This is a genomic window from Arthrobacter sp. zg.Y820 (assembly GCF_030125555.1).
Classification (GTDB): domain Bacteria; phylum Actinomycetota; class Actinomycetes; order Actinomycetales; family Micrococcaceae; genus Arthrobacter_B.
The window spans coordinates 322,133-345,815 of record NZ_JASKLX010000010.1 but is presented as its reverse complement, the minus strand read 5'-3'; the positions used below and the strand labels follow the sequence as shown (position 1 = coordinate 345,815).

The window sequence follows — 23,683 nt, the reverse complement described above, 5'->3', positions numbered from 1 at the left end:
CGCGAATCCGCCCCCCGAACGCAACGGCGGAGCCCCCCCCCGGTGGGGGTGGCCCCCCTACTGCCATTTCGGGGCGGAGGACCGCTAGACCACCCGCAGCGTGATGACCGACCCTTCCGGTGCCATCGATCCGCCGCTGGGATCCTGTGACTGGACGATGCCAAGGAGGCCGCCCAGCAGCTCGCTGATCTGGACCTGGAAGCCCAGACCCTCCAGCTGCGCCCGAGCCTCGTCGGGGGACCGGCGCACGACGTTCGGCACCGACACCATGACGGGACCCTTCGAGATGGTCAGCTCCACGGCCGAACCGCGCTGCACCTGGCCGGCGGCCGGTGTCTGGGCGGCCACTGCTCCGTCGGGTGCCTCGCGGCTGTTTACCTGCTCGGGAAGGACTTCCGCCGTCAGCCCGGACTCTTCAAGAATCTTCACTGCTTCCGCCTCCGACTTTCCCACGACGGAGGGCACTTCCACGGGGGCGGGCCCCAGCGACACCTCCAGGTTCACGGCGGCATCCCGCCGCAGCTGCGTGTCCGGCGCCGGGAACTGGCTGATGACCTTGCCGGCATCGACGGTTTCGCTGTATTCCTCGGTCACCGCGCCGACGACGAGGCCGGCATCCGTAATGTTCTCCGACGCCGACTCCGCGGTCCGCTGCACCACGTTGGGGACATCAAACAGCTCGGGCCCCATGCTGATCAGCAGGGTCACCGGCTGATAGCGCCGGATTTCGGCCGGGGCGTCGGGATCCGTTCCCACAGCCAGCCCGGCGGCGACCATTTCGTCGTGGACTTCGTTTGTGGAGTACTGCAGCCCCTCACCGCTGAGCAGGGCGCCGGCCGCCTCCTGCGAGACGTTCGCGACATCAGGAACGGTGACGACGGCGCCCGGCCCGCGGCCGAAGAACCAGCCGGTAAACAGCGCACCGGTGATGAGCAGCACGGCGAGCACGATCAACAGCGCGCCGCGCCGCCGCGGCCGTCCGCGCCGCAGGGAGATTTTCGGGCGGTGCGCGTCCCGGCTGGACTGCCGCTCGAAGGCCTTCGCCTCCCGGCGGGCCTGCCGCCGTTCGGTGCGGGTTCCCGGGGCCGGATGCTCCGGAGCGTTGGCGCTGTCGTCGTCGGCGGTCTCGCCTGCCGGATAACCGCCGGAACTATCGGGAGGCAGGTGCGGGCCTCCGGGACCTCGCCCGCCGGCAGGAAACACCGAGGTCGCGTTGTCGGACCGGCGGATGACCTCGGTGGGATAGGCCCCGGCCCCCGTCGCAGCGGCTGCGCCCGCGGTCGAGATGACTTCGGTGGCACCGGCCGGGGGCCGCGGAAGGGCGGTCGTGGTGTCGGCCTGCGGGGCTTCGGTGACACCGGATGCGGAGGGAAACTGCTCTCCGGCGGGGTCGGCACAGCGGAAATCCAGCTGTTCATCGGTGAGGGACGTCCGAATGTGGCGCAGCTCGCCCAGCAGCGCCTTGCCGTCCACGGGACGGTTGTCAGGGTCAGGCGCAGTGCACCACTGCACCAGCTCATCCAGATCGGGGGCCAGGCCGGGGCAGGCGTCGGACGGCGCCGGCACGGTGGAGTGCACATGCTGAAAGGCGATCTGGATGGGCGCCGTGCCGGTGAAAGGCTGGCGGCCGGTCAGCATTTCATACAGCATGATGCCGGCGGAATACACGTCGCTGCGCTCATCGGCACCGGCGCCGGTGACCAGCTCGGGCGCCAGATAGGCAACGGTTCCCACCAGCGTGCCGGTGTTGGTGCTGGTGGACACCGCACGGGCCAGGCCGAAGTCGGCAATCTTGATGCTGCCGCTGTCGGCCAGCAACACATTCTCGGGTTTGACGTCCCGGTGAATCAGTCCGGCGTTGTGGGCTGCGGCCAGGCCGTCGACGACGGCGTCCAGCAGCGCCAGGGCGAGCCGCGGAGTCAGGCGGGTCCGGGATTCCAGCAGTTCACGCAGCGTTTTGCCCGGAACATACTCCATCACCAGATACGCCAGGTTGTTTTCGGCGAGCCCCTGGTCCAAGACTCCGACGACGTGCGGATGGGACAGCCGGGCGGCGGACTTGGCCTCCCGCTCGAAGCGGTCGAGGAAGCCGCGGTCGGCAGCCAGGTGGGGGTAGAGGACCTTGAGGGCGACGTCCCGGTCCAGGCGCAGGTCAGTGGCCAGATAGACCGTGGACATACCGCCGCGGGCAATACGGGAGAGCACCCGGTAGCGCTCGTCCACCACGGTGCCTACTATGGGGTCATTTCCTCTGGGGTCAGTTCCGGAATCATGCACCCTACGATCCTACGTGCGCGAAAGGGCAGGGACCGGATCGACACCCGATCCGGGCCCTGCCCTCCTGCGTCAAGCAGCTGCGCGTCCTAGGAGAAGGACTCGCGGTGCGCCAGCACCGAGGCCACATAGCCGCGGGTGTCCTCGAACATGCCATGGGTCGTCACTGAGTACTGGCCCTGGTAGTAGGAGGCAACGGCGTTTTCCAAGCTGTCGCTGGTCTGCATGAGCGAGCTGATGATCGCAACTCCGGCGGTGGCGTTGTCATAGGGATCCAGCAGGTTCAGCTGGCGTCCCACGAGGTCCGATGCCCAATCTCCGGAACTGGGGATGACCTGCATGGCGCCGATGGCGTTGGCGGGGGAGACTGCCCGCTGGTCAAAGCCGGACTCCTGGAAGGAGAAGGCCATCGCCAGGGCCGGGTCGACACCCATCTGCGCCGCCGTCTGGGCCACGATCTGCTGCATCTCGGCCTGCCCGGGCACTGCCGCGCCGTTCAACGCCTGCTTGTTGACGTTGGCGTCGGCGACCACGTCGTCCGGGTACGTGTAGTGCAGGAAGGTGTTGGGAACCAGGTCCGCGGGGGCGGCTTCGGCCGGAGCCGCGGCAAGGGTGGTGACGCCTGCGCCGCCGGAAAGGACGACGACGTCGCCCGGGAACAGGACGGTGCTCTCATCCATGCCGTTGGCCGACATGAGCGCGGCCACGCTGACGCCGTGGCGGGCGGCGATCCCGGTCAGGGTGTCACCGGCCTCGACGGTGTGGTTCGCTGCGGCTGCAGATGCCGGAGCTGCGGCGGAGGCCGAACCGCCGGACAGGGCGATTTCCTGGCCGGGCATGATCACTGACGTCATGGTCAGGCCATTCACCGCCAGGACGCTCTCCAGGCCGACTCCGTTCGAGGAGGCAATCCCGCTCAGCGTGTCGCCTGCTTCCACGGTGTAAGTGCCGGCAGCTGCGCCGGACGTCGAAGACGCTGCTGACGAGCCGCCGGCAGGCAGGCGCAGTTCCTCGCCGGCGAAGATCAGCGAACTGCTCTGCAGGTTGTTCACCCGAAGTACTTCATCCAGCGACACGCCGTAGCGCACGGCAATGGAACTGGCGGTATCGCCGGCCTCAATGCGGTGAGTGGCGGGCACGCTGGATTCCGTCGCAATGGTAAACGGAATCTGGGCGGCCAGCTGCGAGGGCGCCGCAACGTTCGCGGTTCCGGCGGTCAGGTTCTTGATGGCCTGGAGCGGAACCTGCGGGGAAAGCGCAGCGTTCGGGCCAACGGGAGCTGCCTGAGCCGGTTCGGCAAGCACGAGTGCTGACATCATGACGGCGGGAATGGCCGCGGTGGTAACGGCAACACTGAGTTTGCGGGGCATTCCCCTGAAGCTGGAACGCGGGGAATTGCTTCCCTGAATCGACTGAGCAGTCATAAAGGGTTGTTTCCTCATCTGTAGACGGCGCGGCCTTTACCGCAACTCGTTTTAAACCAGTGGCAATAATGGTGCGGGTGTGACAGAAGTGATTTCTGTAACGTAAGCGAATTTACACTACCGCGGGTCTCCGGCCTACCTGAGTAGACACTGCGTCTCGATTTCCATTGAGTAACGAGTGAGGGAAGTGGCTCCGAACGGGGTTCTCATGGGAACCTAGGAAGGTGACTGAACTTGAGGAACTTGTTTCCGACTGGCTGACCCTGCCCGATGTGGCTGAAAAACTAAACGTTTCCATTACCAAGGTGCACAGCATGCTCGAAGAGCGTGCGCTGGTGGCCGTACGGCTGGGGGAGCGCAAAATCCGCAGCATCCCGGCCGCCTTTATCGCCGACGGCGCTGTCCTGGACAGCTTGAAAGGCACCATTTCCGTGCTGATCGATGCCGGCTACAACGACCGCGAAATGATTCGCTGGCTCTTTACCGCGGATGACTCGCTGCCCGGACGTCCGGTGGATGCCCTGCGCGAGGGGCGGAAGACCGAAATTCGCCGCCGCGCCCAGGCCCTGGGCTGGTAGCGCACAAACACGGATAGATAGTAAGACATTGAAATATAAAGCAGGACGCAAATAACACAGCAGCGGCTCCCAATGGGAGCCGCTGCTGTTGTATTACTGCGCCGCTTGTATTACTGCTGTTTTGCTTCGCCGTTGTATTACCTGCTGCCTATTGTTGCCTCGCCGGCGCAGGGACGTACCGTCAGGCCGAGCGGGTGACTGCGGCGTGGGCCAGGGAGGTCAGGGCAGCCCGGGCCACGTCGTCGACCGGCATCTGCTCCAGTGCGTCAAAGGCGGCGCGGGTGTGTCCCTCTATGAGGGTTTCCGTTGCCGCCAGCGCCCCGGAGTCCTCGATCAGGGCGCGCAGCGCGGCTACGCCGTCGTCGTCCAGATCGGTCCGACCGAGCGCGGAGCCGATCACGTCGCGGGCGGAGGGTCCGCCCAGTGCCAGCGCGTAGGCGATCAGCACCGTGCGCTTGCCTTCGCGCAGGTCATCGCCGGCGGGCTTTCCGGTCTGCGCCGGATCGCCGAAAACGCCCAGGACGTCGTCGCGCAGCTGGAATGCCTCTCCGAGCGGCAGCGCAAACCGGGAGTACCAGTCGAGCAGCTCCTCTGAAGCTCCGGCCAGGGCTCCGCCCAGGGTCAGCGGGTGCTCAGTGGTGTACTTCGCTGACTTGAAACGCAGGATGTTCCGGGCCCGGACGACGGCCCGCTCGGGCTCGTGCGTGGGTCCCACCACCTCTTCGAGGATGTCCAGGTACTGCCCGGCCATGACCTCGGTGCGCATGCGGTTGAAGATCCGCCGGGCCGGTGTGCCGTGCGCGGCCTGGGCGCCGACTGCTGAAAACATTTCCTCGCTCAGGGACAGGCACAGGTCGCCGGCGAGGATGGCGGCTGACGAACCGAAGTGGGTGCCGTCCAAGTGCCAGGCGGCCTCAGTGTGCGCGGTGCTGAACCGACGGTGGACGCTGGGCCCGCCGCGGCGGGTGTCGGAGCGGTCAATGATGTCGTCATGGATCAGGGCAGCGCTCTGGAACAGTTCCAGTGCGACGCCCGCCCGGACCGCTGGTCCGCCCAGCTCGGCCCCGCCGGCGCCGCGCCAGCCCCAGTAATTCAGCAGTGCCCGCAGCCGCTTTCCGCCCTGAGCCAGGGAGGAGACGGCGTCGAGCAGCGGAAGCGCCTCCATTGAAACCTCTTGGAGCACTGCCTGCTGCTCGGTGAGGAAGGCGTCCAGCTCGCTGCCGAGAAGCTTCCGGTACTCCGCCTGTTCACGAACTGCCACCTCGGGGGCAGGAAGGACATTCCCCATGCCGGCCTACTTGGCTGACTCTGGGAGCAGATTAATGCTGGCCGTATAGGTGAAGCTGCCGTCGCGGGGAACAACTGTCACGTTGGCCAGGTCGTCACCACCGGCGCGCACGAACTGCCGGAGCGTGGCGGTTCCCTCGTTTTTGGCGTCATTGGGCGTGAAGCCCTGCGCCTCGAATTCCCCGGCGTAGTAGGCCAGGATTTCCTCGGTGGAAGCGCTGGTTGTGGCCGTCAGCGAGGCGGTGAACAGTTCGGGGGTTTCCTCGAAGCTGGTGGAGACCGGAGTGGACTTCGGCATCACCGAAATGACGTCAGTGGGAAATCCTTCAGCGATGGCGGAGTTTGTGGATTTTTCAGTCGGCGTGGCCGAGCTGCTGGGGAAGGCAGAACCGCTGGGCGACGCCGAGCCGGAGGCGGACGCCGAGCCGGACGCGGACGCCGTACCGGAGGGGGAGGCAGAGGCGGACGGCGAAGCCGACGGAGACGCGCTCGACGCCGGCGTTTCAGCCGTACCGGAATTCGTCGATTCGGTGTCCTGGGTGCAGCCGGAGGCAACCAATAACAGGGCAGCGGCGGTAAGGGCAATCAGGGGCTTATTCATTGGTGTCCGCTTCTGGTGGGGGTCAGGATCTGGTCCCCAGTCTAGGCGAAACGAAAACGTCGGACCCGTTGTCTACCATGAAGGGGTGAGCAATGGCCCCAGCGAAAACCGCGACTGCACCATCATGCACGTGGACATGGATGCCTTCTACGTTTCGGTGGAATTGCTGAAACGACCCGAGCTGACGGGCCGCCCGATCATCGTGGGCGGCCTCGGGGGCAGATCGGTGGTCCTGTCGGCCTCCTACGAGGCACGGCGCTACGGCGTCCATTCCGCGATGCCGATGTCCGTCGCCTACCGGCAGTGTCCGCAGGCGGTCATTCTGGAGCCGCACCAGGAGGACTATCGGGAGGTATCGGGGCGGCTCATGGCGATCTTCGAGTCCATCACGCCGCTGGTGGAGCCCCTCAGCGTTGACGAAGCTTTTCTGGACATCGCCGGTGCCATGCGGCTGCTGGGGCCGCCCCGGGTCATCGGCGAGCTGATCCGCAGCCGGGTGGCTGCGGAGCTCGGCATCACGGCCAGCGTGGGCATCGCCGCCACTAAGTTCGTGGCAAAGATTGCGTCCACCCGGTCCAAACCGGACGGCCTGCTGCTGATTCCGCGCAGCGAAACCGTCGCGTATCTCCATACCCTGGACGTTTCGGCCCTGTGGGGAGTGGGGGCCAAGACGAGGGAAACCCTTGCCCGGGTGGGCATTTCAACGGTTGAAGACGTGGCACGCACTCCGGTCAGTGTCCTCAAGCGCCTGCTGGGCGCCACCGGTGAGCACGTTTACGAACTGGCCTGGGGGCGCGACCCGCGGAGCGTCACTCCGGTGCGGCGGGAAAAGAGCATCGGCGCAGAGGAGACATTCGCCCGGGACGTGTCCGACGACGAGACCCTGCACACGGAGCTGCTGCGCCTGGCGCACAAAACTGCTGCCCGGCTCCGGGCCGCAGGGTTGCAGTGCCGCGCGGTGTCGCTGAAGCTGCGCTACGCGGACTTTTCCACACTCACCCGGACCCGCACGCTTCGCGAGCCGGTGGACAGCGCCCAGCTCATCTACGAGGAAACGCGGGCGCTGCTCGCCGCGCTGGGACCCCGGCGGATGAGCGTCCGGCTGATCGGGCTCCGCACGGAGCGGCTGGAGGCGGCGGAGGGCGCGGCGGTCCAGTTGACCCTTGACGGCCGCGACGACAACTGGCGGTCGGCCGAAGACGCCCTGGACAAGATCAACGCCCGGTTCGGCGAGCTCGGCGTCATGCCGGCCCGTCTGCTGGACCCCACCCGCAGGGGCCGGCCGGGCCGCACTCCGGGACCGGCTGTTCCGCCGCCTGCGGGCGCAGACTAAGCCCTAGGCGGAATGGATCCCCGCTGTGCCTCCCACCGCTTTCCCCCGACCAGAATGCCACCTATCCTAAGACGTAAGCACAACACGCGTTCTGCCCGGGTTGTCGGTCTGGCGGTGCCCCGATTTCCCGGGGCGTCTCCGCAGCCAGCCGGGGTGTCGGGAGCGGGAACCGTCCCGGTACCGGGATCGTTGGTTGGGTTACAGAGAATTTCGGACCGCAAGGAGGCAGTAATGGCACTCTCGGAACACGAGCAGCGCTTGCTGGACCAGTTGGAGCAGCAATTACACGCCGAGGACCCCAAATTCGCAAATTCGATGGCGACTCCGGCCGGCGCCGGTATTTCGACCCGGCGGATAGTGATCGGATCCCTGGTCGCAGTGGCGGGCATCGCGCTGCTCCTCCGAGGGGTTTCATTGGAAATGCCGATCAGCCTCATCCTGGGAATTCTCGGCTTCCTGGTGATGGGATCGGGCGTGTACTACGCGACGACGCGCGGCAGGCGCGGCGCGCAGGCGAATTCGCCGGCACGCAAGAAGGAACGCGAGGCCACGTCATCGAAGAATTTCATGAGCAATCTGGAAAATAAATGGGATGAGCGAAAGCGGGACCAGTAACCTCCGGAGGCCCGCACCACCTTCCTCCACCGGTCATCCACGATTCGAAAAAGACCCGCTGCGGCGGGTCTTTTTGGGTTTAAGAGCCGAGGCCAACAACGCCCCGCGACGGCTTTTTGCGCTCCGAGCCCTCCACCTGCCCTTCTCCGCGCCGATCCGCGGAAGAAAAGGCGCGGCGCGCCGCAGTTCGGCTGCCCAATCGTTGACTGTGGAGTGAAGTGGAGTAAAGTGGAGGCTATAAGAGTGTAGGGGCAGCGCAGGAGGAACTTCTTCCAATCAGACAGGTGGTGACTGATGTTCCTCGGAACACATTCACCGCGCCTGGACGAGAAGGGGCGGCTCATTCTGCCGGCAAAGTTCCGCGAGGAGCTGGCTGAGGGACTGGTGCTCACAAGAGGCCAGGAGCGCTGCATTTACGTTTTCAGTTCGAAAGAATTCGAGCGGGTCCACGAACAGATGCGGGAAGCTCCGCTCTCCTCGCGTCAGGCACGGGACTACATTCGGGTTTTTCTCTCGGGAGCATCCGATGAAGTCCCGGACAAGCAGGGCCGGATCACCATTCCGCCGGCGCTGCGGGCCTACGCCGGACTCGGCCGTGAACTGGCAGTGATTGGTGCCGGGACCAGGGCTGAAATCTGGGATGCATCAGCATGGCAGACCTACCTCGAAGAGCAGGAAACGGCGTTCTCGGAAACCGACGAGGAAACCATGCCGGGCATTTTCTAGGCCGGCACTTCCGACCAGCAGTACCCGCACCACCCCCACGAATATCCACCAAACAAACAGAGACCGGACCGCAGCGGTTTCTTGCATGAGATCTCCAGCCGCCCCGCAAGGCCGGCACCTGACTCACTTCCCCGGAGCCAGGCGCCGGCAGCGTGAGGCGCGGATGGGGGTCTGATATAAGAACTACGCCGCCGTCCCAGGACGCGGAAGGACAGCAGATGAGCGAAGAACGCCCTACCGAAGAACGGCATGTTCCGGTGCTGCGTGACCGCTGCATTAATCTGCTGGCACCGGCCATCGAAAAAGCAGTGGCCGAGCGCGGCTCAGCCGTCGTCGTCGATGCCACGCTGGGCATGGGCGGGCACACCGAGGCCATGCTGGCCCGGTTCCCGCAGCTGCACGTGATCGGCATCGACCGCGACCGCCAGGCCCTGGCCCTGGCCGGCGAACGGCTGGCACCTTTCGAGGACCGCATCGACCTGGTGCATGCCATCTACGACGAGATCGCCGACGTCGTCGCCGACTTGGGCTTCGACGGCATCGACGGCGCACTCTTCGATCTGGGCGTCTCCTCGCTGCAGCTCGATGAGCGGGACCGCGGATTCGCCTACTCCTATGACGCACCGTTGGACATGCGGATGGACACGAGCCGCGGACGCACCGCGGCCGACATTGTTAACACGTACGGTGAAGCGGACCTCGTCCGCATCATCCGCAAATGGGGCGAGGAGAAGTTCGCCGGCCGCATTGCCTCCGCCATCGTGGCCACCCGGACTGCCAAGCCGTTCACCACCACCGGTGAATTGGTGGACGCGATCCGCACAGTGGTGCCGGCCGGGGCCGCCCGCACCGGGGGACACCCCGCCAAGCGGACCTTCCAGGCGCTGCGGATTGAAGTCAATGAGGAACTCGACGTTCTGGAGCGCGCGATTCCGGCCTCCCTGTCCGTCCTGAACCTCGGCGGCAGAGTAGTTGTCATGTCCTACCACTCGCTGGAGGACAAGATCGTCAAGGGCGTCTTTGCGGCGGGGGCAAGCTCCTCCGCTCCCAAGGGCTTCCCGGTGGAACTTGAACAGCACAAGGCCCAGCTGCTGCGGCTGACCAAGGGAACCGAAGTTCCCACCGACGAAGAAATTGCCGAGAATCCGCGTGCCGCCTCCGCAAAGCTGCGGGCCGTTGAACGGATCCGCATCCCGACCGACAGGGCAGGATCATGACGCAGGTACAGACACGGCCGCACACGGCCGCCGGTGCCGCCCGCCGGGCAACCCACGGCAATACGGTCCGGGCCCTGGACTGGAATCCGGGAACACTGCCGCCGGCATCCCCGGCATCCCCGGCATCCCCGGCATCCCCGGCATCCCCGGCATCCCCGGCGCCCCGCCGCCGGACCCCGCTCTCCGTGGTGCCCGCTTCCAAGCGGCGCCGCCGCGCTCCGCTCGTCGTCTTCTGCTTTATCGCCCTGATCCTGGGTCTGGGCGCTGTCCTGCTGCTCAACATCTCGGTTTCCAGCGGCCAGTACCGCCTGGTCGAACTGCATACCGAGCGGACCGAGCTGGCCCAGCGCAACGAAGCCCTGACCCAGCAGTTGGAAAACCACGAAGCGCCGCAGGTCCTGGCCGCGGCGGCCGCGGATCTGGGCATGGTTGCCGCCTCGACCTTCGGGAGCATTGACCTGCAGACCCTTGCCGTCACGGGTAATCCCGTTCCGGCAGAGGAAGGCACTCCGCCGCCGGTCCTGATCAGTGCCCCCAACGTGCTGACCCAGCCGATAGCCCCGGCCGGAGTGGAACCTGCTCCGGCCGCCGACGAATCAGTCCGGGCAGCCGAGGCGAGGGAAGCCGAGGCCGCCGACGAAGCAGCCGCCGTGCCGGCGGCACCCGGTGAAGCTGCCGGCGCAGAACCGGCTCCGGCCGAACAGGAAGCAGATCTGAACGGCGGAACCATTCCGGCTCCGGTCCAGAGAAGCGGATACTAATTTTTACTGAGCAGTGACGAGGATACGTTGTGGCAAAAGAGCGGGGTTCCGGAAGGGACAACCACAGGGTTGCCATCGTTACCGGCAGGCTGCGGACCGGCCTGATCCTGGCACTGGTGCTGTTGACAGTGCTGGGGGTGCGGCTTTTCCAAGTGCAGGCGGTGGATCCCGAGGGCATGGCCGAGGCGGCCGTGGAAAAGCGGCTGACCACGCAGACCATCCCGCCGCTGCGCGGCAGCATCCTTGACTCCGAGGGCAAGTATCTCGCCCGCAGTGTTGAGCGGTTCGACCTGGTCGTGGACCAGACGTTGTCCCACGACTACACCGAAGAGCAGGAGTACCCCCGCCGCAACGCGGAGGGACTGCTGGAGGACATCAGCTTCGACCAGGCCTTCGAGGAACTCTCCGCCATCCTCGGGCAGGATCCGGACACGCTCCGCAATGCGGTGCTGGGGGACAACTCCTTCAACTTCGTCGCCAAGACCGTCACCCCGGAGATCAAGGACAAGGTCCTGGCCGTCAAGTTCCCCGGCATCTACGCCGACCGGACGACGCTGCGCACCTATCCTTCCGGAGCGGTGGCCGGCTCCATTGTGGGGTTCCTGGGAACCGACGGACCGCAGGAAGGCCTGGAACTCACCCAAGACGACATCCTGGCCGGCGAGGCCGGCAGCAAGACCTACGAAATCGGCGGAGACGGCATCCGGATTCCCTATGCCACCAACGAGGACTCTCCGGTGGTGGACGGTGAGTCGGTCAAACTCAGCATCGACCAGGACCTGCAGTGGTTTGCCCAGCAAACCATTGCCAGCCAGGTGGAGGATTACAACGCCGAGTGGGGCAACGTGGTGGTTGTCGAGGTTGAGACCGGCCGCATCATCACCATGGCCGAATCGACCACCGTGGACCCGAACAATCCGGGCCTGACCCCGGCGGAATCCCGGCAGCCGCTGTCCGTGACGGTTCCCTTCGAACCCGGTTCCACCACCAAGGTCATCACCATGGCAGCGGCCCTGGAAGAGGGCATCATTGACCCGCTGACCGAGTTTGAAATTCCGTCCACCTACACGGTGGAGGGCCAGACCTTCAAGGACGCCTTCGATCACGGCACGGTGCACATGACGGCCGCGGGCATCCTGACGAAGTCGATGAATACGGGCACCGTCATGATCGGCCAGCAGCTGACGCGGCAGGAGCGCTACGACTGGCTTCGCAAGTTCGGCTTCGGCGAACCGCTGAACGTGGGCCTCAACGGCGAAACAGTGGGCATCCTGGCCGAACCCGACGAATGGGACACCCGCCAGCAGTACACGGTGCTTTTCGGCCAGGGCCTGGCCCAGACAGCGCTGCACACCGCGATGGTCTACCAGACCATCGGCAACGACGGCGTACGGCTGGCGCCAAGCCTGATTGACAGCTACGTGGCGGCCGACGGCACTGAGACTCCGGCCGAGGAGGGGAAATCCACCCGTGTGGTCTCGGAGGAGACGGCCAGTGAAGTCCAGCACATGCTCGAGACCGTTACGGCCGAAGGATCGGGTGCCGGCGGGAAATTGGAGCAGTACCGAGTCGGTTCCAAGACCGGTACGGCCGAGGCGCCGGCGAATGGGGGCTATGACGGCTACACACTCTCCTATGCTGGTATTGCACCCATGGACGATCCCAAGTACGTGGTGGTGGTGACGCTGCAGCGCCCCGAGGGGTCACTGCAGGTCCTGGATCCGGGGAAGACCTTCAAGAAGGTCATGGAACAGGCGTTGACCTCTCAAAACGTGCCGCCGTCCGACTCGGAACCGGAGCTGTACCCCGTGGAGTACTGACTCCGTTATCCCAGGCACCGGCCCGCGCCGGCGCCTGACCACCGCAAGTACCGGGCCTCCCCTTGCCGAGTACCACGTCAATTTTCTGGAGTAATGCAGTGCCTACAAGTGATCAGCGCAATCCGCCCCAGCCGGGAAGCGGAATGCGGCCATCCGCGCAAGATCCCGTCTCCCTCCGGGCGGCAGCCGACGCCCTGGCCGCCAACGGGCTGCCGGGGATCGCACCTGCCCGGGACACCGACGATGACCGCGGCATTCTGCTGACCGGCCTCACCATCAGCTCCCTCGAGGTCCGGCCGGGAGACCTGTACGTGGCGCTGCCCGGCGCCCGCCACCACGGTGCCCGCTTCGCCGCTGCCGCTGCTGCCGCCGGGGCCGCCGCCGTGCTGACCGACCCCGACGGCGCCGCGCAGCTGCAGTCGCTGCCGGTCCCCGTCTTCGTCACGGCCGATCCCCGGCGCATTGTGGGACCGCTCGCCGCAGCCGTCTTCCGCAGCCAGCCCCGGGACGCCGGCACGCCCACCCTGTTCGGCGTCACGGGCACCAACGGCAAAACCACCACCACCTACTTCATCAATTCGCTGCTCGGAGCCCTGGGCAAGACCACCGGGCTCATCGGCACCATTGAAATCCTCGCCGGGGGAGAACCCATCGCGAGCACACTCACGACTCCCGAGTCGCCCCAGGTTCACGGGCTGCTGGCCCTGATGCGGGAAAAGGGCCTGGACGCCGCGGCCATGGAAGTGTCCTCGCACGCCATCTCCTATCGGCGCGTGGACGGCGTGGTCTTCGACGTCGCCGGCTTCACGAACCTCACCCAGGACCACCTGGACCTCCACGGCTCCATGGAAGAGTACTTCGCGGCCAAGGCAGCCCTCTTCACGCCCGAGCGCGCCAAGCGCGCCGTCATCACCGTTGACGATGAATGGGGTGCGCGCATGGCCGCCGCCTCCCCGGTCCCGGTCTGGACGCTGACCACGCGCGACGGCGGCCCCGGGTCGGACTGGCGGGTCACCGACGTCGTCCGCGCCGGGCTGGGCCACCGCTTCGTGCTGCGCGGCCCTGCCGGAGCCGTCCTGCGGGCCGGCACCGGGCTGCCCGGCACCTTCAACGTCTCCAACGCGGCGCTGGCGGCCCTCATGGTCCTGGCCTCGGGCGTCGACGCGGCTGAGCTGCAGGACGCCCTGGACCGCAGCGACCCCTTCACCGTCGAAGTTCCGGGCCGGATGCAGCTGGTCGGCGAGGCGCCCGCAGCAATCGTGGACTTTGCCCACAACCCCGACGCGCTGGCCCGGACCCTGGAATCCGTGCGCCGGGAAGCTCCCGCCGCCGGTGACGCAGCAGGCAGCGACGACGCCGCTCCCGCCGCGGAACCGAAACCGCGCGTGATCATCGTTTTTGGTGCCACCGGTGAGCGCGACCAGACCAAGCGCCCCCTGATGGGGGCCATCGCAGCCCGGCTCGCCGACGTGGTGATCGTCACCGACGATGATCCCCACGACGAGGACGAAGCGGCCATCCGCGCCGACGTTCTCGGCGGAGCGCAGGCCGCCCGCGAGCAGGAAGCCCTGCCCTGCGAGATCCTTGAGGTGGCACCGCGTGCAGCGGCCATAGACCGTGCCGTGGCACTGGCGCGCCCGCAGGACACAGTGCTTGTCGCGGGCCGGGGACACGAGATTTTCCAAGAGGTTAAAGGAGTGAATGTGGCCCTCGACGACCGCGTTGAACTGAGGCAGGCTTTGACAAGGTACGGATTCCCTGTGCTGTCCGGCGACGGGGTAGAGTCCTAGATCGTCATGATTGAACTTAGTGCAGCAGACATAGCGGAAATTACCGGCGGCGAACTGATTGGCGGGGCCGCGCAGGCGCCGAACGCGATCGTGAACTCGGCCACAACCGACTCCCGGGAAGCCTCCCCGGGGTCCCTGTTCATCGCCAAACCCGGCGAGGCTTCCGACGGACACCTCTTCGTCGAAGCGGCCTTCGCCCGCGGCGCGGTCCTGGCCCTGGTCGAGCGTCCGGTCCAGGATCCCTCCGGCGGCGTGTACCCGGCCATCCTGGTTCCCGACGCCGTCCTGGCCATGGGTGTGCTGGCCGGCGACATTGTCCGGCGGCTGCGGGCCGATGCGCCGCTGACCGTCATCGGCATCACCGGATCGGCGGGCAAGACCACCACCAAGGACCTGCTGGCCGGCATCCTGCGCGCCGAAGGCGAAACAGTGGCTCCCATGGGGTCCTACAACGGCGAGGTCGGCGTTCCGCTGACCATTTTCGGCGCCGGTTACGGCACGCGCTACCTCGTGGTTGAAATGGGCGCCACCGGCATCGGCCACATCGAGTACCTGGCGTCGATGGTGAAGCCCGACATCGGTGTCGTCCTCGGCGTGGGCAGCGCGCATGCCGGGGAGTTCGGCGGCGTGGAAAACATCGCCAAGGCCAAGGGCGAACTCGTTGAGGCACTGGCACCGGGCGGCACCGCCGTCCTGAACGCCGACGACATCCGGGTTTCCGCCATGGCGGCACGGGCAGGTTCGGACGTCGGGGTCCTGTACTTCACGTCGTCGCCGGAGGCAGCGCACGGAGCAAAATCGGCGCTGCGCGCCGTGGATGCCCGCACTGACGCCCTCGGCCGGCCCGTCTTCACCCTCCGGTTCCCGGACGGCAGCGAACACCCGGTGGAATCCGGGCTGATCGGCGCCCACCACACGGCAAACCTCCTGGCCGCCGCCGCTGCCGCCTTTGCCGCCGGCATTCCGGGCGACCGGATCGCGGCCGGGCTCTCCGGACAGAAAGCTGCCAGCCGCTGGCGCATGGAACGCACCGACCGCGCTGACGGCGTCACCGTCATCAACGATGCCTACAACGCCAACCCCGAATCCATGCGGGCAGCCCTGCGCACCCTGGCCGAACTGGGCCAGGGGCGGCGCACCTGGGCCGTGCTGGGCGAAATGCTCGAACTCGGCGACTCAGCAGTCACCGAGCACGACGCCGTCGGCCGCTACGTGGTCCGCCTGAACATCTCCCAGCTCATTGTGGTCGGCACCGGTGCACGCGCCATGCACACCGGTGCGGTCATGGAAGGGTCCTGGGGCGACGAATCCATTTTCGTGGAAACAGCCGAGGACGCCGAACGCATCCTCAACGCTTCACTGGAACCCGGCGACCTGGTTCTTTTCAAATCCTCAAACGGCGCTGCCCTGCGCTACCTCGGTGATCGGATAGCTTTGAACGCCCCATCTTCAACCTCCGCCCTGCCGCCGGAATCCCGGCCGCAGCACACCAGCCCGGAACCTGCCGGGGAAGCCGGAGGCGTCCAGTAGTGGTTTCCCTGCTTATCGGCTCTTCGCTGGCCCTGGTCTTTGCCTTCATCGGCACCCCGCTCTTCATCCGGTTCCTGGTGCGGAAAAGTTACGGGCAGTTTGTCCGCGACGACGGACCGACCTCGCACCACACCAAGCGCGGCACGCCCACCATGGGCGGCACCGTCATCGTCGCGTCAGTCGTGGCGTCCTACTTCATCACTCACCTGATCAGTTACGCCATCAATCCCAGCAGTTTCGGACCGTCAGTCTCCGGGCTGCTGGTGCTGTTCCTGATGGTCGGCATGGGAATGGTGGGGTTCATTGACGACTACACCAAGATCTCCCGCCAGCGCAGCCTGGGCCTGAACGCCAAGGCCAAGCTGATCCTGCAGACCCTGGTGGGCGTCACCTTCGCGATCCTGGCCCTGAACTTCCCGAACGACCAGGGCCGGACTCCGGCCTCGACCAGAATCTCCTTCATCCGCGACACCGGAGTCGACCTGGCCTTCGCCGGAACGCTGATTGGCGCGATCCTGTTCATCCTGTGGGCCATCGTGATCATCACCGGCACCACCAACGGCGTGAACCTGGCCGACGGCCTGGACGGCCTGGCCGCCGGCGCCTCGATCCTGGTCTTCGGCGCCTACTTCCTGATCGGCATCTGGCAGTCGAACCAGAGCTGCGGAGCCCCCGGCTCCGGGGCCGTCTGTTACGAGGTCCGCGACCCGATGGACCTGGCCCTGCTCGCCGGCGCGATCGCCGGCTCCCTGGTGGGCTTCCTCTGGTGGAACACCTCACCGGCCAAGATCTTCATGGGCGACACCGGATCCCTGGCCATCGGCGGTGCCATCGCGGCGTTCGCCATCCTCTCCCGCACCGAACTGCTGCTGGTGATCCTTGCCGGGCTCTTCGTGATCATCACCCTTTCGGTGATCATCCAGGTGGGGTACTTCAAGATCAGCGGCGGAAAGCGCGTGTTCAAAATGGCACCGCTGCAGCATCACTTCGAGCTCAAGGGCTGGGCTGAGGTCACTGTCGTGGTCCGGTTCTGGATCGTGGCAGGTCTCTGCGTCGCCGTCGCCCTGGGCCTCTTCTACGCGGAATGGGTGGTCGGAAATTGAGCGACTCAGCAGACACCGGGTCCGGCAACACTGAGGCCGGAACATCGCGGCTGGACGGACTGACCACCTGGGACGCGCCCTGGCGCGGACTGCGCGTGGTCGTCACCGGGATCGGCCTGTCCGGATTCTCGGCAGCCGACACCCTGATCGAGCTCGGCGCCCGCGTGGTGGTCGTGGATGCGAAGGACACCGAAGAGAACCGCGCCAAGGCCGACACCCTGCAGATCGTGGGTGCCGCCGACGTCCTGCTGGGCGCTGACTCCGCCAAGGAGCTGCCGCTGGTGGACGGCGAGCCGGCTGAACTGGTGGTCACCTCGCCCGGATTCAGCCCATCCCACCCCCTGATGACCGCCGCTTCCGATGCCGGCATCCCGGTGTGGGGAGATGTGGAACTGGCGTGGCGGGTCCGCGTCCGCGAAGGCCGCAAGACGGCCGAGTGGCTGACGATCACCGGAACCAACGGCAAGACCACCACCGTGTCAATGACCGAGAGCATGCTCCGCGCCGCCGGCCTGCGCGCCATCGCCGCGGGCAACGTGGGCACTCCCATCCTGGACGCCATCCGCGATCCGCAGGGCTACGACGTTATTGCGGTGGAACTCTCCAGCTTCCAGCTGCACTGGTCCTCCTCGATCTCGCCCCTGGCGAGCGTGTGCCTGAACATCGCCGAGGACCACGTGGACTGGCACGGATCCTACGAGGCGTACCTGGCCGACAAGGCAAAGATCTACGAAAACACCCGCGTCGCCTGCATCTACAACGCTGAGCAGTCCGAGACCGAGCACATGGTCGAAGAAGCCGACGTCGTGGAAGGCTGCCGCGCCGTGGGCTTCACCACCGGCATGCCCGCCGTCTCCATGGTGGGCATGGTGGAAAACCTGCTGGTGGACCGCGCCTTCATCGAACAGCGCAAGGATTCCGCCGCGGAACTGGCCTCCCTGGCCGACGTCGGCGAACCGGCGCCGCGGCACATGGTGGCCAACGCCCTGGCGGCTGCAGCCCTGGTGCGGGCTTTCGGCGTCGAGCCGGTTGCCGTCCGGGACGGGCTTCGGGCCTATGCCCCCGGTGCACACCGCATCCAGCCGGTGGCCCGCCTCAATGACATCCTCTGGGTCGACGATTCCAAGGCCACCAACCCGCATGCGGCCGCCGCTTCGCTTTCGGCGTTCGACCCGGTGGTCTGGATTGCCGGCGGACTGTCCAAGGGAGTGGACTACGACGACCTCGTCCGGACCCAGGCTCCGCGGCTGCGTGCGGTCATCCTGATCGGCGCCGATTCCTCCCGGCTTCGCGAGGCCCTGGCACGACACGCCCCGGGCATCCGGGTGATTGACGCCGTTCCGCCCCACACTGGTGGAAGGCCCGCCTCCGTACCAGTAGTCAGCGGGGAGGAAGTGATGGCCCTGGCTGTCGCCGCCGCAGCCGCTGAGGCCCGTTCCGGAGACACGGTCCTCATGGCGCCGGCAGCGGCATCCATGGATCAGTTCGCGTCCTACGCACACCGCGGCGACGCTTTCATCGAGGCTGTCCGCGGGTACGTGGAAGGACAGGCGCAGACCACCAAGGAGTCCTAGATGGTCACTACGTCCTCAGGAAACCCCCGCAAGCCTGTGCTTCGCTCCAAGCGGCCGGCCGCCGGCACCTCACCGGCGGCCTCGGGCCGGGGAACCGGCACGCCGTCGTCGGGCCGGCCCGCGTCCGCAGGCTCCCGGCCTGCGTCCCGCGCGCCCGCCGCGCCGGGCAAGAAACCGTCGATGTTCGAACGCGGCATCGTCCTCATCGATGGCAGCCGCCGCACAGCCACCGGATCGGCCTATTACACGATTCTGGGCGCCTCGCTGGCGCTGACGGCCATCGGACTGATGATGGTGCTTTCGGCATCCTCGGTGGAGTCCATCGCCGCCTCGGCCGGTGAATCGGTGGGCAGTACCTTCAACTTCTTCGTGAAACAGGCCATGTTCGCCGGGCTCGGCGTGGCCGCCATGCTGGGCTTGTCGCGGCTCGGTCCCAAAACGTTCAAAAAGATGGCATGGGGCCTGATGGCCCTGGCCGCCGTGCTGCTGATCCTGGTACTCATTCCGGGGATCGGCAAGGAAGTGAACGGCAACCGGAACTGGATCGAAATTGGTCCGATCACCGGGCAGCCCTCCGAGGCGGCGAAGCTGGCCATGGCCATCTGGTTCGCCTCCATGCTGTCCCTGAAGCAGAAGCTCATCACCCAGTGGAAGCACGCCCTGGTTCCCGTGGTCTTCCCCGGCGGGCTGCTGCTGATCGGGCTGGTCATGCTCGGCAGCGACCTGGGCACCGTGATCATCATGGGCATGATCATGATTGCCGCCCTCTTCTTTGCCGGGGCGCCGCTGCGCTTCCTCACCGCGCTGGTGGGACTGGGCGCGGGCGCCGCGGTGCTGATGTCGGCGCTCAGCGGCAACCGCTCCAGCCGAATCAGCGCGTGGCTGAAGCTGGACTGCGGGGGAGGCGTGTGCGACCAGGCCAATGCCGGCATGTACGCCCTGGCCTCCGGCGGCTGGTTCGGTGTGGGCATCGGGCAGAGCCGGCAGAAGTGGAGCTGGATCCCCGAAGCCCACAACGACTTCATCTTCGCGATCATCGGTGAGGAGTTCGGCCTGCTGGGCACGCTCCTGATCGTGCTGCTCTTCGGCGTCCTGGCCGTGGCCACGATCCGGATGACGATGCGACACACGGATCCGTTCATCCGGATCCTCTGCGGCTCCATCCTGGTCTGGATCATCGGGCAGGCCTTCGTGAACATCGCCATGGTGACCGGGCTCCTTCCGGTGATCGGCGTACCGCTGCCCTTCATCTCCTACGGCGGGTCCTCCCTGACCTTCACCCTGGCCGCCATCGGTGTCCTGCTCTCCTTCGCCCGCAAAGTCCCCGAACACAAACTTCCCGAAAGTGAACCATCAGCTCCATGACGCAACGTCCCCTTTCCCTCGTCCTCGCCGGAGGCGGCACCGCCGGGCACATCAGCCCGCTCCTTGCGGTGGCCGGAGCCGTGCGGGACTCCGCGCCGGAGTCCCGCATCAAGGTTGTGGGCACCGCCGCCGGGATGGAAACGCGGCTCGTTCCGGCAGCCGGCTTTGAGCTGGCCGTCATCGACCGCGTGCCAATGCCGCGCCGGCCCGGCGCCGATCTGGTCCGCCTGCCCGGCCGGCTGCTGCGCGCCGTAACGCAGGCCGGCGACATCCTCGACGAAGCCGCCGCCGACGTCGTCGTGGGCGTGGGCGGCTACGTCTCCACCCCGGTCTATCTTGCCGCCCGCCGCCGGAAGCTGCCGATCATCGTGCACGAGGCCAACGCCCGCCCCGGGCTGGCCAACCGCGTCGGCGCACGCTTTGCCGACGTCGTTGCCACGGCCTTCGCCGAGACCCGGCTGCCCGGCGCCCGGCTGGTGGGAATGCCGATGCGGCGGGAAATCTCCGGCCTGGACCGGCACGCCGCCCGGTCCGGAGCACGCGCCGCCCTCGGCCTGGATCCGTCGCTGCCCACCCTGGTGGTCACCGGTGGCTCCTCCGGTGCGGCCTCCATCAACCGGGCCGTGGAAGCATCGCTCCCGGCCCTTGCCGCCGCGGGCATCCAGACCCTGCACATCACCGGCCGCGGCAAGCAACTGTTCACCGCCGACGGCGCACTGCTGAGCGCCCCGCGCTACCACCAGGTCGAATACGTCGACGGCATGGAACAGGCCTACGCTGCCGCCGACCTGCTGCTGGCCCGCTCCGGTGCCGGCACCGTCTGCGAAATCAGCGCCGTCGGCCTGCCCGCCGTGCTGGTGCCGCTGCCGCACGGCAACGGTGAGCAGGCGCTGAACGCTGCCGGCCTCGTCGCCGCCGGCGGAGCGCTTCTCGTTTCGGACAGCCTCTTCACAGCGGAGTGGATATCGGACAAGCTGATACCTTTGCTGGCCGATCCCGCAGCGCTGGAGTCGATGTCCGCGGCCGCGGCCGCCCAGGGCATCCGGGACGCCGACCGGCAGATGGCGACATTCATTCTCGAAGCAAACGTAAGGTTCCGCGCATGAGCAGGCTGAAGCTGTCGGACCTCGGACGGGTGCATTTCATTGGGCTTGGGGGAGCGGGCATGTCAGCCGTTGCCCGGGTAATGATGGGCCAAGGCGTTTCCGTCTCCGGCTCCGACTCCCGTGATTCACCGGGGCTCCGCGCCCTGGAAGCCCTGGGCGCCACCGTATTTGTCGGGCAGGATGCCGCGAATGTGCAGGGCGCGGACACAGTGGTGATCTCCACTGCCATCCGATCGGAGAATCCTGAACTTGCCGCGGCCCGGGCCGCGGGGCTGAGGATCATTCACCGGTCCGTTGCCCTGGCCGCGGCCATGGGCAACCAGGAGGTGGTGGCCGTCGCCGGAACACACGGAAAGACCACCACCACCGCGATGGTGACCGTCCTGCTGCGCGAAGCCGGACTGGATCCGTCCTTCGCCATCGGCGGCGATGTCGCTGCGCTGGGGGTCAACGCCGCGCACGGCAGCGGCAACGTGTTCGTTGCCGAGGCCGACGAATCCGACGGTTCGTTCCTGAACTACCTGCCCCGGATCACCGTCATCACCAACGTCGAGGCCGACCACCTGGACCACTACGGCACCGAGGAAGCCGTCTTCGCCTCCTTTGACCGTTTTGTCCGGCTGCTGCCCGCTGACGGCCTGCTGGTGGCCTGCGCCGATGATCCCGGTGCCGTCGACGTGGTGAGCCGCTCCGGCGCTGCGCAGGTCCGCACCTACGGCTACAGCGAGACGGCCGACATCCGCATCACCAAGACCCGGCCGGTGGCCAGCGGTTCGGTCTCCGTGCTCCGCTTCAGCCTCGACGGCCTGGAATGCGAGCAGGAACTGCGCCTCCTGGTTCCCGGGGCGCACAACATCCGCAACGCTGCTGCGGCCTTCGCCGTCGGACTCGGACTGGGCGTGGATCCGGCCCGAGCCGCGGCAGGGCTGGCAGTGTTCTCCGGTGCGGCCCGGAGGTTTGAAGCCAAGGGCGCCGTGCGCGGCGTCCGGGTCTTCGATGACTACGCCCACCATCCCACCGAACTGGTGGCCGCACTGGAGGCCGCCCGCACGGTTGCCGGGGAGCACCGCGTCCACGTCCTGTTCCAGCCGCACCTGTTCAGCCGGACGCTGGCCTTTGCCGCGGAGTTCGCCTCCGCCCTGGAGCTGGCGGACAGCGCGACAGTGCTGGACATTTACGCCGCGCGGGAAGACCCGGTGGAAGGCGTCACCAGCGAGCTGATCACCGCCCGCGTGAACCGTCCCGGCGGCTACGCGCCCGATCCGGCCCGAGCCGTGCAGGACATCTGCCGCCGCGCAGCGGCCGGCGACATCATCCTGACCGTGGGTGCCGGCGACGTCACCGCGTTCGGTGCCGTCCTGGTGCGGGAACTCGCCCGGACCGCTGAAACCGGCCCCGCCGGAGATTCCGCCGCAGCGGCGGTTCCGCCCGCGTCCCGTGAGGGACACCGTGGGTAGCCGGAAGCCGCGCCGGCCAGCGGTGGACCAGGGACGCCCCGGACCGTCCGCCCGAAGCGGGGACGGCCTGCGCCGTTCCGGGCACGGCGAACCGCGCCGGACCGCCGGTCCGCGCCGCGGAGCCGACCGGGCATCCCACCATTCCGGGGCCGGCGCGGACCCGCGGCTCCGCGCCGGGGAAGGAACATCCTGGGGAGCTGGTTCCGCCGGCGAGGCGACTGTCTCCGCCACGGTCCTGTCCTTTCCCCAACCGCCGGTCCGCCGGCGTCGGCGGTGGCTGCTCATCTCGGCGGTGTCCGGTGTTGTCCTGTTCGGCGCGTTTCTGGCCGTCCTGTTTTTCTCGCCGGCTTTGGCGCTGAAGACGGTGACGGTGCAGGGCAACTCGCTGCTGTCCACCGAAGAGGTGCAGAGCGCCCTGCAGCCGCTGATGGGACAGCCGCTGACCACGATTGCCGACGACGACGTCGCGGTGCTGCTGGCGGACCGGCCGGAGGTCGCCGGCGTGGACGTGGTGGCGCAGCCGCCGTCCGAGATTGTGGTGACCATAGCCGAGCGGGTCCCGGTGGCCGTCCTGCAGAGCGGCGACGCCTTCCTGCTGATTGACGACGATGGCCTGGCCATCGGCACGGCGGCCAACCGGGCCGAGGCCCGGCTGCCGCTGATCGACGGCGGAACCGAGGCGGTGAACACGGAGGTGTTCAGCACTGTCACGTCCGTCCTGTCCGTTTTGCCCGAAGATGTCCTGGCGCAGCTTGACCACGCCTCGGCATCGTCGGTCGACTCCGTGGAGCTGCAGCTCCTCAACGGACAGAAGGTATTCTGGGGGAGCGCCGAATCCAATGTGGCCAAGGCCCGCACCCTGGAAGCGCTGATGAAGATGCCGCCCAAGGATCCGCCGATCAAGGTATTTGATGTCAGCACTCCGAGCGCACCGGTAACACGGTGATATTTACCTCTTGGGGCAAAGAAAAATCCGACACGCGGCAGAGGTAATTGCAGAACCAGTTTTCGCCCCATAGCGTCACAGGTAGAGGATTACTTGACATAACTATAACCTTCAACTTGAGCCTTAGGGTCTTAAGCTGAAGGTTGGACGTAAGGTTCAAGGTTTTTCGGCCGGGG

At 66.9% G+C, this 23,683-nt stretch carries 19 protein-coding genes; 15 read left to right on the top strand and 4 right to left on the bottom strand.

Features of this window, described 5'->3' with window-relative positions; translation table 11 throughout:
- Positions 1–84: 84 nt before the first annotated feature.
- Positions 85–2,277 carry a Stk1 family PASTA domain-containing Ser/Thr kinase gene (locus tag QNN99_RS13600; protein WP_284015985.1) on the bottom strand — a complete coding sequence of 731 codons (2,193 nt, stop codon included), beginning with the start codon at positions 2,275–2,277 and terminating at the stop codon, positions 85–87.
- 86 nt (positions 2,278–2,363) lie between these two features.
- Positions 2,364–3,644, bottom strand: a complete 1,281-nt coding sequence (locus tag QNN99_RS13595; RefSeq protein ID WP_229966988.1) for a LysM peptidoglycan-binding domain-containing protein — start codon at positions 3,642–3,644, stop codon at positions 2,364–2,366.
- Positions 3,645–3,922: 278 nt separating this feature from the next.
- Between QNN99_RS13595 and QNN99_RS13590 the strand changes: the two genes are divergently transcribed.
- Positions 3,923–4,276: an Rv2175c family DNA-binding protein gene (locus QNN99_RS13590; protein ID WP_229966987.1), complete on the top strand. Its 354-nt coding sequence runs from the start codon at positions 3,923–3,925 to the stop codon at positions 4,274–4,276.
- A 181-nt stretch (positions 4,277–4,457) separates the two neighbouring features.
- Here QNN99_RS13590 and QNN99_RS13585 read toward each other — a convergent pair whose 3' ends face one another.
- Positions 4,458–5,564 (bottom strand): polyprenyl synthetase family protein, encoded by a 1,107-nt coding sequence (locus QNN99_RS13585; RefSeq protein WP_229966986.1) that lies wholly within the window; start codon positions 5,562–5,564, stop codon positions 4,458–4,460.
- Positions 5,565–5,570: 6 nt separating this feature from the next.
- Positions 5,571–5,861 (bottom strand): hypothetical protein, encoded by a 291-nt coding sequence (locus QNN99_RS13580; protein ID WP_229966985.1) that lies wholly within the window; start codon positions 5,859–5,861, stop codon positions 5,571–5,573.
- A 388-nt stretch (positions 5,862–6,249) separates the two neighbouring features.
- Between QNN99_RS13580 and dinB the strand changes: the two genes are divergently transcribed.
- The 14 genes from dinB (at position 6,250) to QNN99_RS13510 (ending at position 23,507) form a co-directional block, all read left to right on the top strand.
- Entirely contained in the window at positions 6,250–7,497 is a 1,248-nt protein-coding gene (gene dinB, locus QNN99_RS13575) for a DNA polymerase IV (RefSeq protein ID WP_284015988.1), read from the top strand.
- Between the two features lie 231 nt (positions 7,498–7,728).
- Positions 7,729–8,112: an SCO2097 family morphological protein gene (locus QNN99_RS13570; protein ID WP_229966984.1), complete on the top strand. Its 384-nt coding sequence runs from the start codon at positions 7,729–7,731 to the stop codon at positions 8,110–8,112.
- A gap of 294 nt (positions 8,113–8,406) precedes the next feature.
- Positions 8,407–8,838 (top strand): division/cell wall cluster transcriptional repressor MraZ, encoded by a 432-nt coding sequence (mraZ, locus tag QNN99_RS13565; protein WP_229966983.1) that lies wholly within the window; start codon positions 8,407–8,409, stop codon positions 8,836–8,838.
- Positions 8,839–9,056: 218 nt separating this feature from the next.
- Positions 9,057–10,055 (top strand): 16S rRNA (cytosine(1402)-N(4))-methyltransferase RsmH, encoded by a 999-nt coding sequence (rsmH, locus tag QNN99_RS13560; RefSeq protein WP_229966982.1) that lies wholly within the window; start codon positions 9,057–9,059, stop codon positions 10,053–10,055.
- Positions 10,052–10,816 carry a cell division protein FtsL gene (ftsL, locus tag QNN99_RS13555; RefSeq protein WP_229966981.1) on the top strand — a complete coding sequence of 255 codons (765 nt, stop codon included), beginning with the start codon at positions 10,052–10,054 and terminating at the stop codon, positions 10,814–10,816. The genes rsmH and ftsL overlap by 4 nt, the downstream gene beginning before the upstream one ends.
- 29 nt (positions 10,817–10,845) lie before the next feature.
- Positions 10,846–12,636 carry a peptidoglycan D,D-transpeptidase FtsI family protein gene (locus tag QNN99_RS13550; protein ID WP_229966980.1) on the top strand — a complete coding sequence of 597 codons (1,791 nt, stop codon included), beginning with the start codon at positions 10,846–10,848 and terminating at the stop codon, positions 12,634–12,636.
- A gap of 143 nt (positions 12,637–12,779) precedes the next feature.
- The gene (locus QNN99_RS13545; protein WP_229966979.1) at positions 12,780–14,426 is read left to right on the top strand and encodes a UDP-N-acetylmuramoyl-L-alanyl-D-glutamate--2,6-diaminopimelate ligase; all 1,647 of its coding nucleotides are present in this window, start codon (positions 12,780–12,782) and stop codon (positions 14,424–14,426) included.
- Between the two features lie 6 nt (positions 14,427–14,432).
- Complete coding sequence (locus QNN99_RS13540; protein WP_229966978.1) at positions 14,433–15,956, top strand: UDP-N-acetylmuramoyl-tripeptide--D-alanyl-D-alanine ligase; 1,524 nt, start codon at positions 14,433–14,435, stop codon at positions 15,954–15,956.
- Complete coding sequence (gene mraY, locus QNN99_RS13535; protein ID WP_229966977.1) at positions 15,956–17,059, top strand: phospho-N-acetylmuramoyl-pentapeptide-transferase; 1,104 nt, start codon at positions 15,956–15,958, stop codon at positions 17,057–17,059. The genes QNN99_RS13540 and mraY overlap by 1 nt, the downstream gene beginning before the upstream one ends.
- Complete coding sequence (gene murD, locus QNN99_RS13530; RefSeq protein ID WP_229966976.1) at positions 17,041–18,633, top strand: UDP-N-acetylmuramoyl-L-alanine--D-glutamate ligase; 1,593 nt, start codon at positions 17,041–17,043, stop codon at positions 18,631–18,633. The genes mraY and murD overlap by 19 nt, the downstream gene beginning before the upstream one ends.
- Complete coding sequence (gene ftsW, locus QNN99_RS13525) at positions 18,634–19,998, top strand: putative lipid II flippase FtsW (protein WP_229966975.1); 1,365 nt, start codon at positions 18,634–18,636, stop codon at positions 19,996–19,998. It abuts the gene before it with no gap.
- Positions 19,995–21,104 (top strand): undecaprenyldiphospho-muramoylpentapeptide beta-N-acetylglucosaminyltransferase, encoded by a 1,110-nt coding sequence (murG, locus tag QNN99_RS13520; RefSeq protein WP_229966974.1) that lies wholly within the window; start codon positions 19,995–19,997, stop codon positions 21,102–21,104. Before ftsW ends, murG begins: the two co-directional genes overlap by 4 nt.
- Positions 21,101–22,561, top strand: a complete 1,461-nt coding sequence (murC, locus tag QNN99_RS13515; protein ID WP_229966973.1) for a UDP-N-acetylmuramate--L-alanine ligase — start codon at positions 21,101–21,103, stop codon at positions 22,559–22,561. Before murG ends, murC begins: the two co-directional genes overlap by 4 nt.
- Positions 22,554–23,507 (top strand): cell division protein FtsQ/DivIB, encoded by a 954-nt coding sequence (locus QNN99_RS13510; RefSeq protein ID WP_229966972.1) that lies wholly within the window; start codon positions 22,554–22,556, stop codon positions 23,505–23,507. Before murC ends, QNN99_RS13510 begins: the two co-directional genes overlap by 8 nt.
- Positions 23,508–23,683 lie beyond the last annotated feature (176 nt).

What these genes read in the sequence shown, in the direction of transcription:
- ftsL (WP_229966981.1), top strand. Translation starts at nt 10,052, where the DNA reads ATGACGCAGGTACAGACACGGCCGCACACGGCCGCCGGTGCCGCCCGC.
- ftsW (WP_229966975.1), top strand. Translation starts at nt 18,634, where the DNA reads ATGGTCACTACGTCCTCAGGAAACCCCCGCAAGCCTGTGCTTCGCTCC.
- rsmH (WP_229966982.1), top strand. Translation starts at nt 9,057, where the DNA reads ATGAGCGAAGAACGCCCTACCGAAGAACGGCATGTTCCGGTGCTGCGT.
- QNN99_RS13570 (WP_229966984.1), top strand. Translation starts at nt 7,729, where the DNA reads ATGGCACTCTCGGAACACGAGCAGCGCTTGCTGGACCAGTTGGAGCAG.
- QNN99_RS13540 (WP_229966978.1), top strand. Translation starts at nt 14,433, where the DNA reads ATGATTGAACTTAGTGCAGCAGACATAGCGGAAATTACCGGCGGCGAA.
- murC (WP_229966973.1), top strand. Translation starts at nt 21,101, where the DNA reads ATGAGCAGGCTGAAGCTGTCGGACCTCGGACGGGTGCATTTCATTGGG.
- QNN99_RS13595 (WP_229966988.1), bottom strand. Translation starts at nt 3,644, where the DNA reads ATGCCCCGCAAACTCAGTGTTGCCGTTACCACCGCGGCCATTCCCGCC.
- QNN99_RS13580 (WP_229966985.1), bottom strand. Translation starts at nt 5,861, where the DNA reads ATGCCGAAGTCCACTCCGGTCTCCACCAGCTTCGAGGAAACCCCCGAA.
- murG (WP_229966974.1), top strand. Translation starts at nt 19,995, where the DNA reads ATGACGCAACGTCCCCTTTCCCTCGTCCTCGCCGGAGGCGGCACCGCC.
- QNN99_RS13585 (WP_229966986.1), bottom strand. Translation starts at nt 5,564, where the DNA reads ATGGGGAATGTCCTTCCTGCCCCCGAGGTGGCAGTTCGTGAACAGGCG.
- mraZ (WP_229966983.1), top strand. Translation starts at nt 8,407, where the DNA reads ATGTTCCTCGGAACACATTCACCGCGCCTGGACGAGAAGGGGCGGCTC.
- murD (WP_229966976.1), top strand. Translation starts at nt 17,041, where the DNA reads ATGGGTGGTCGGAAATTGAGCGACTCAGCAGACACCGGGTCCGGCAAC.
- QNN99_RS13545 (WP_229966979.1), top strand. Translation starts at nt 12,780, where the DNA reads ATGCGGCCATCCGCGCAAGATCCCGTCTCCCTCCGGGCGGCAGCCGAC.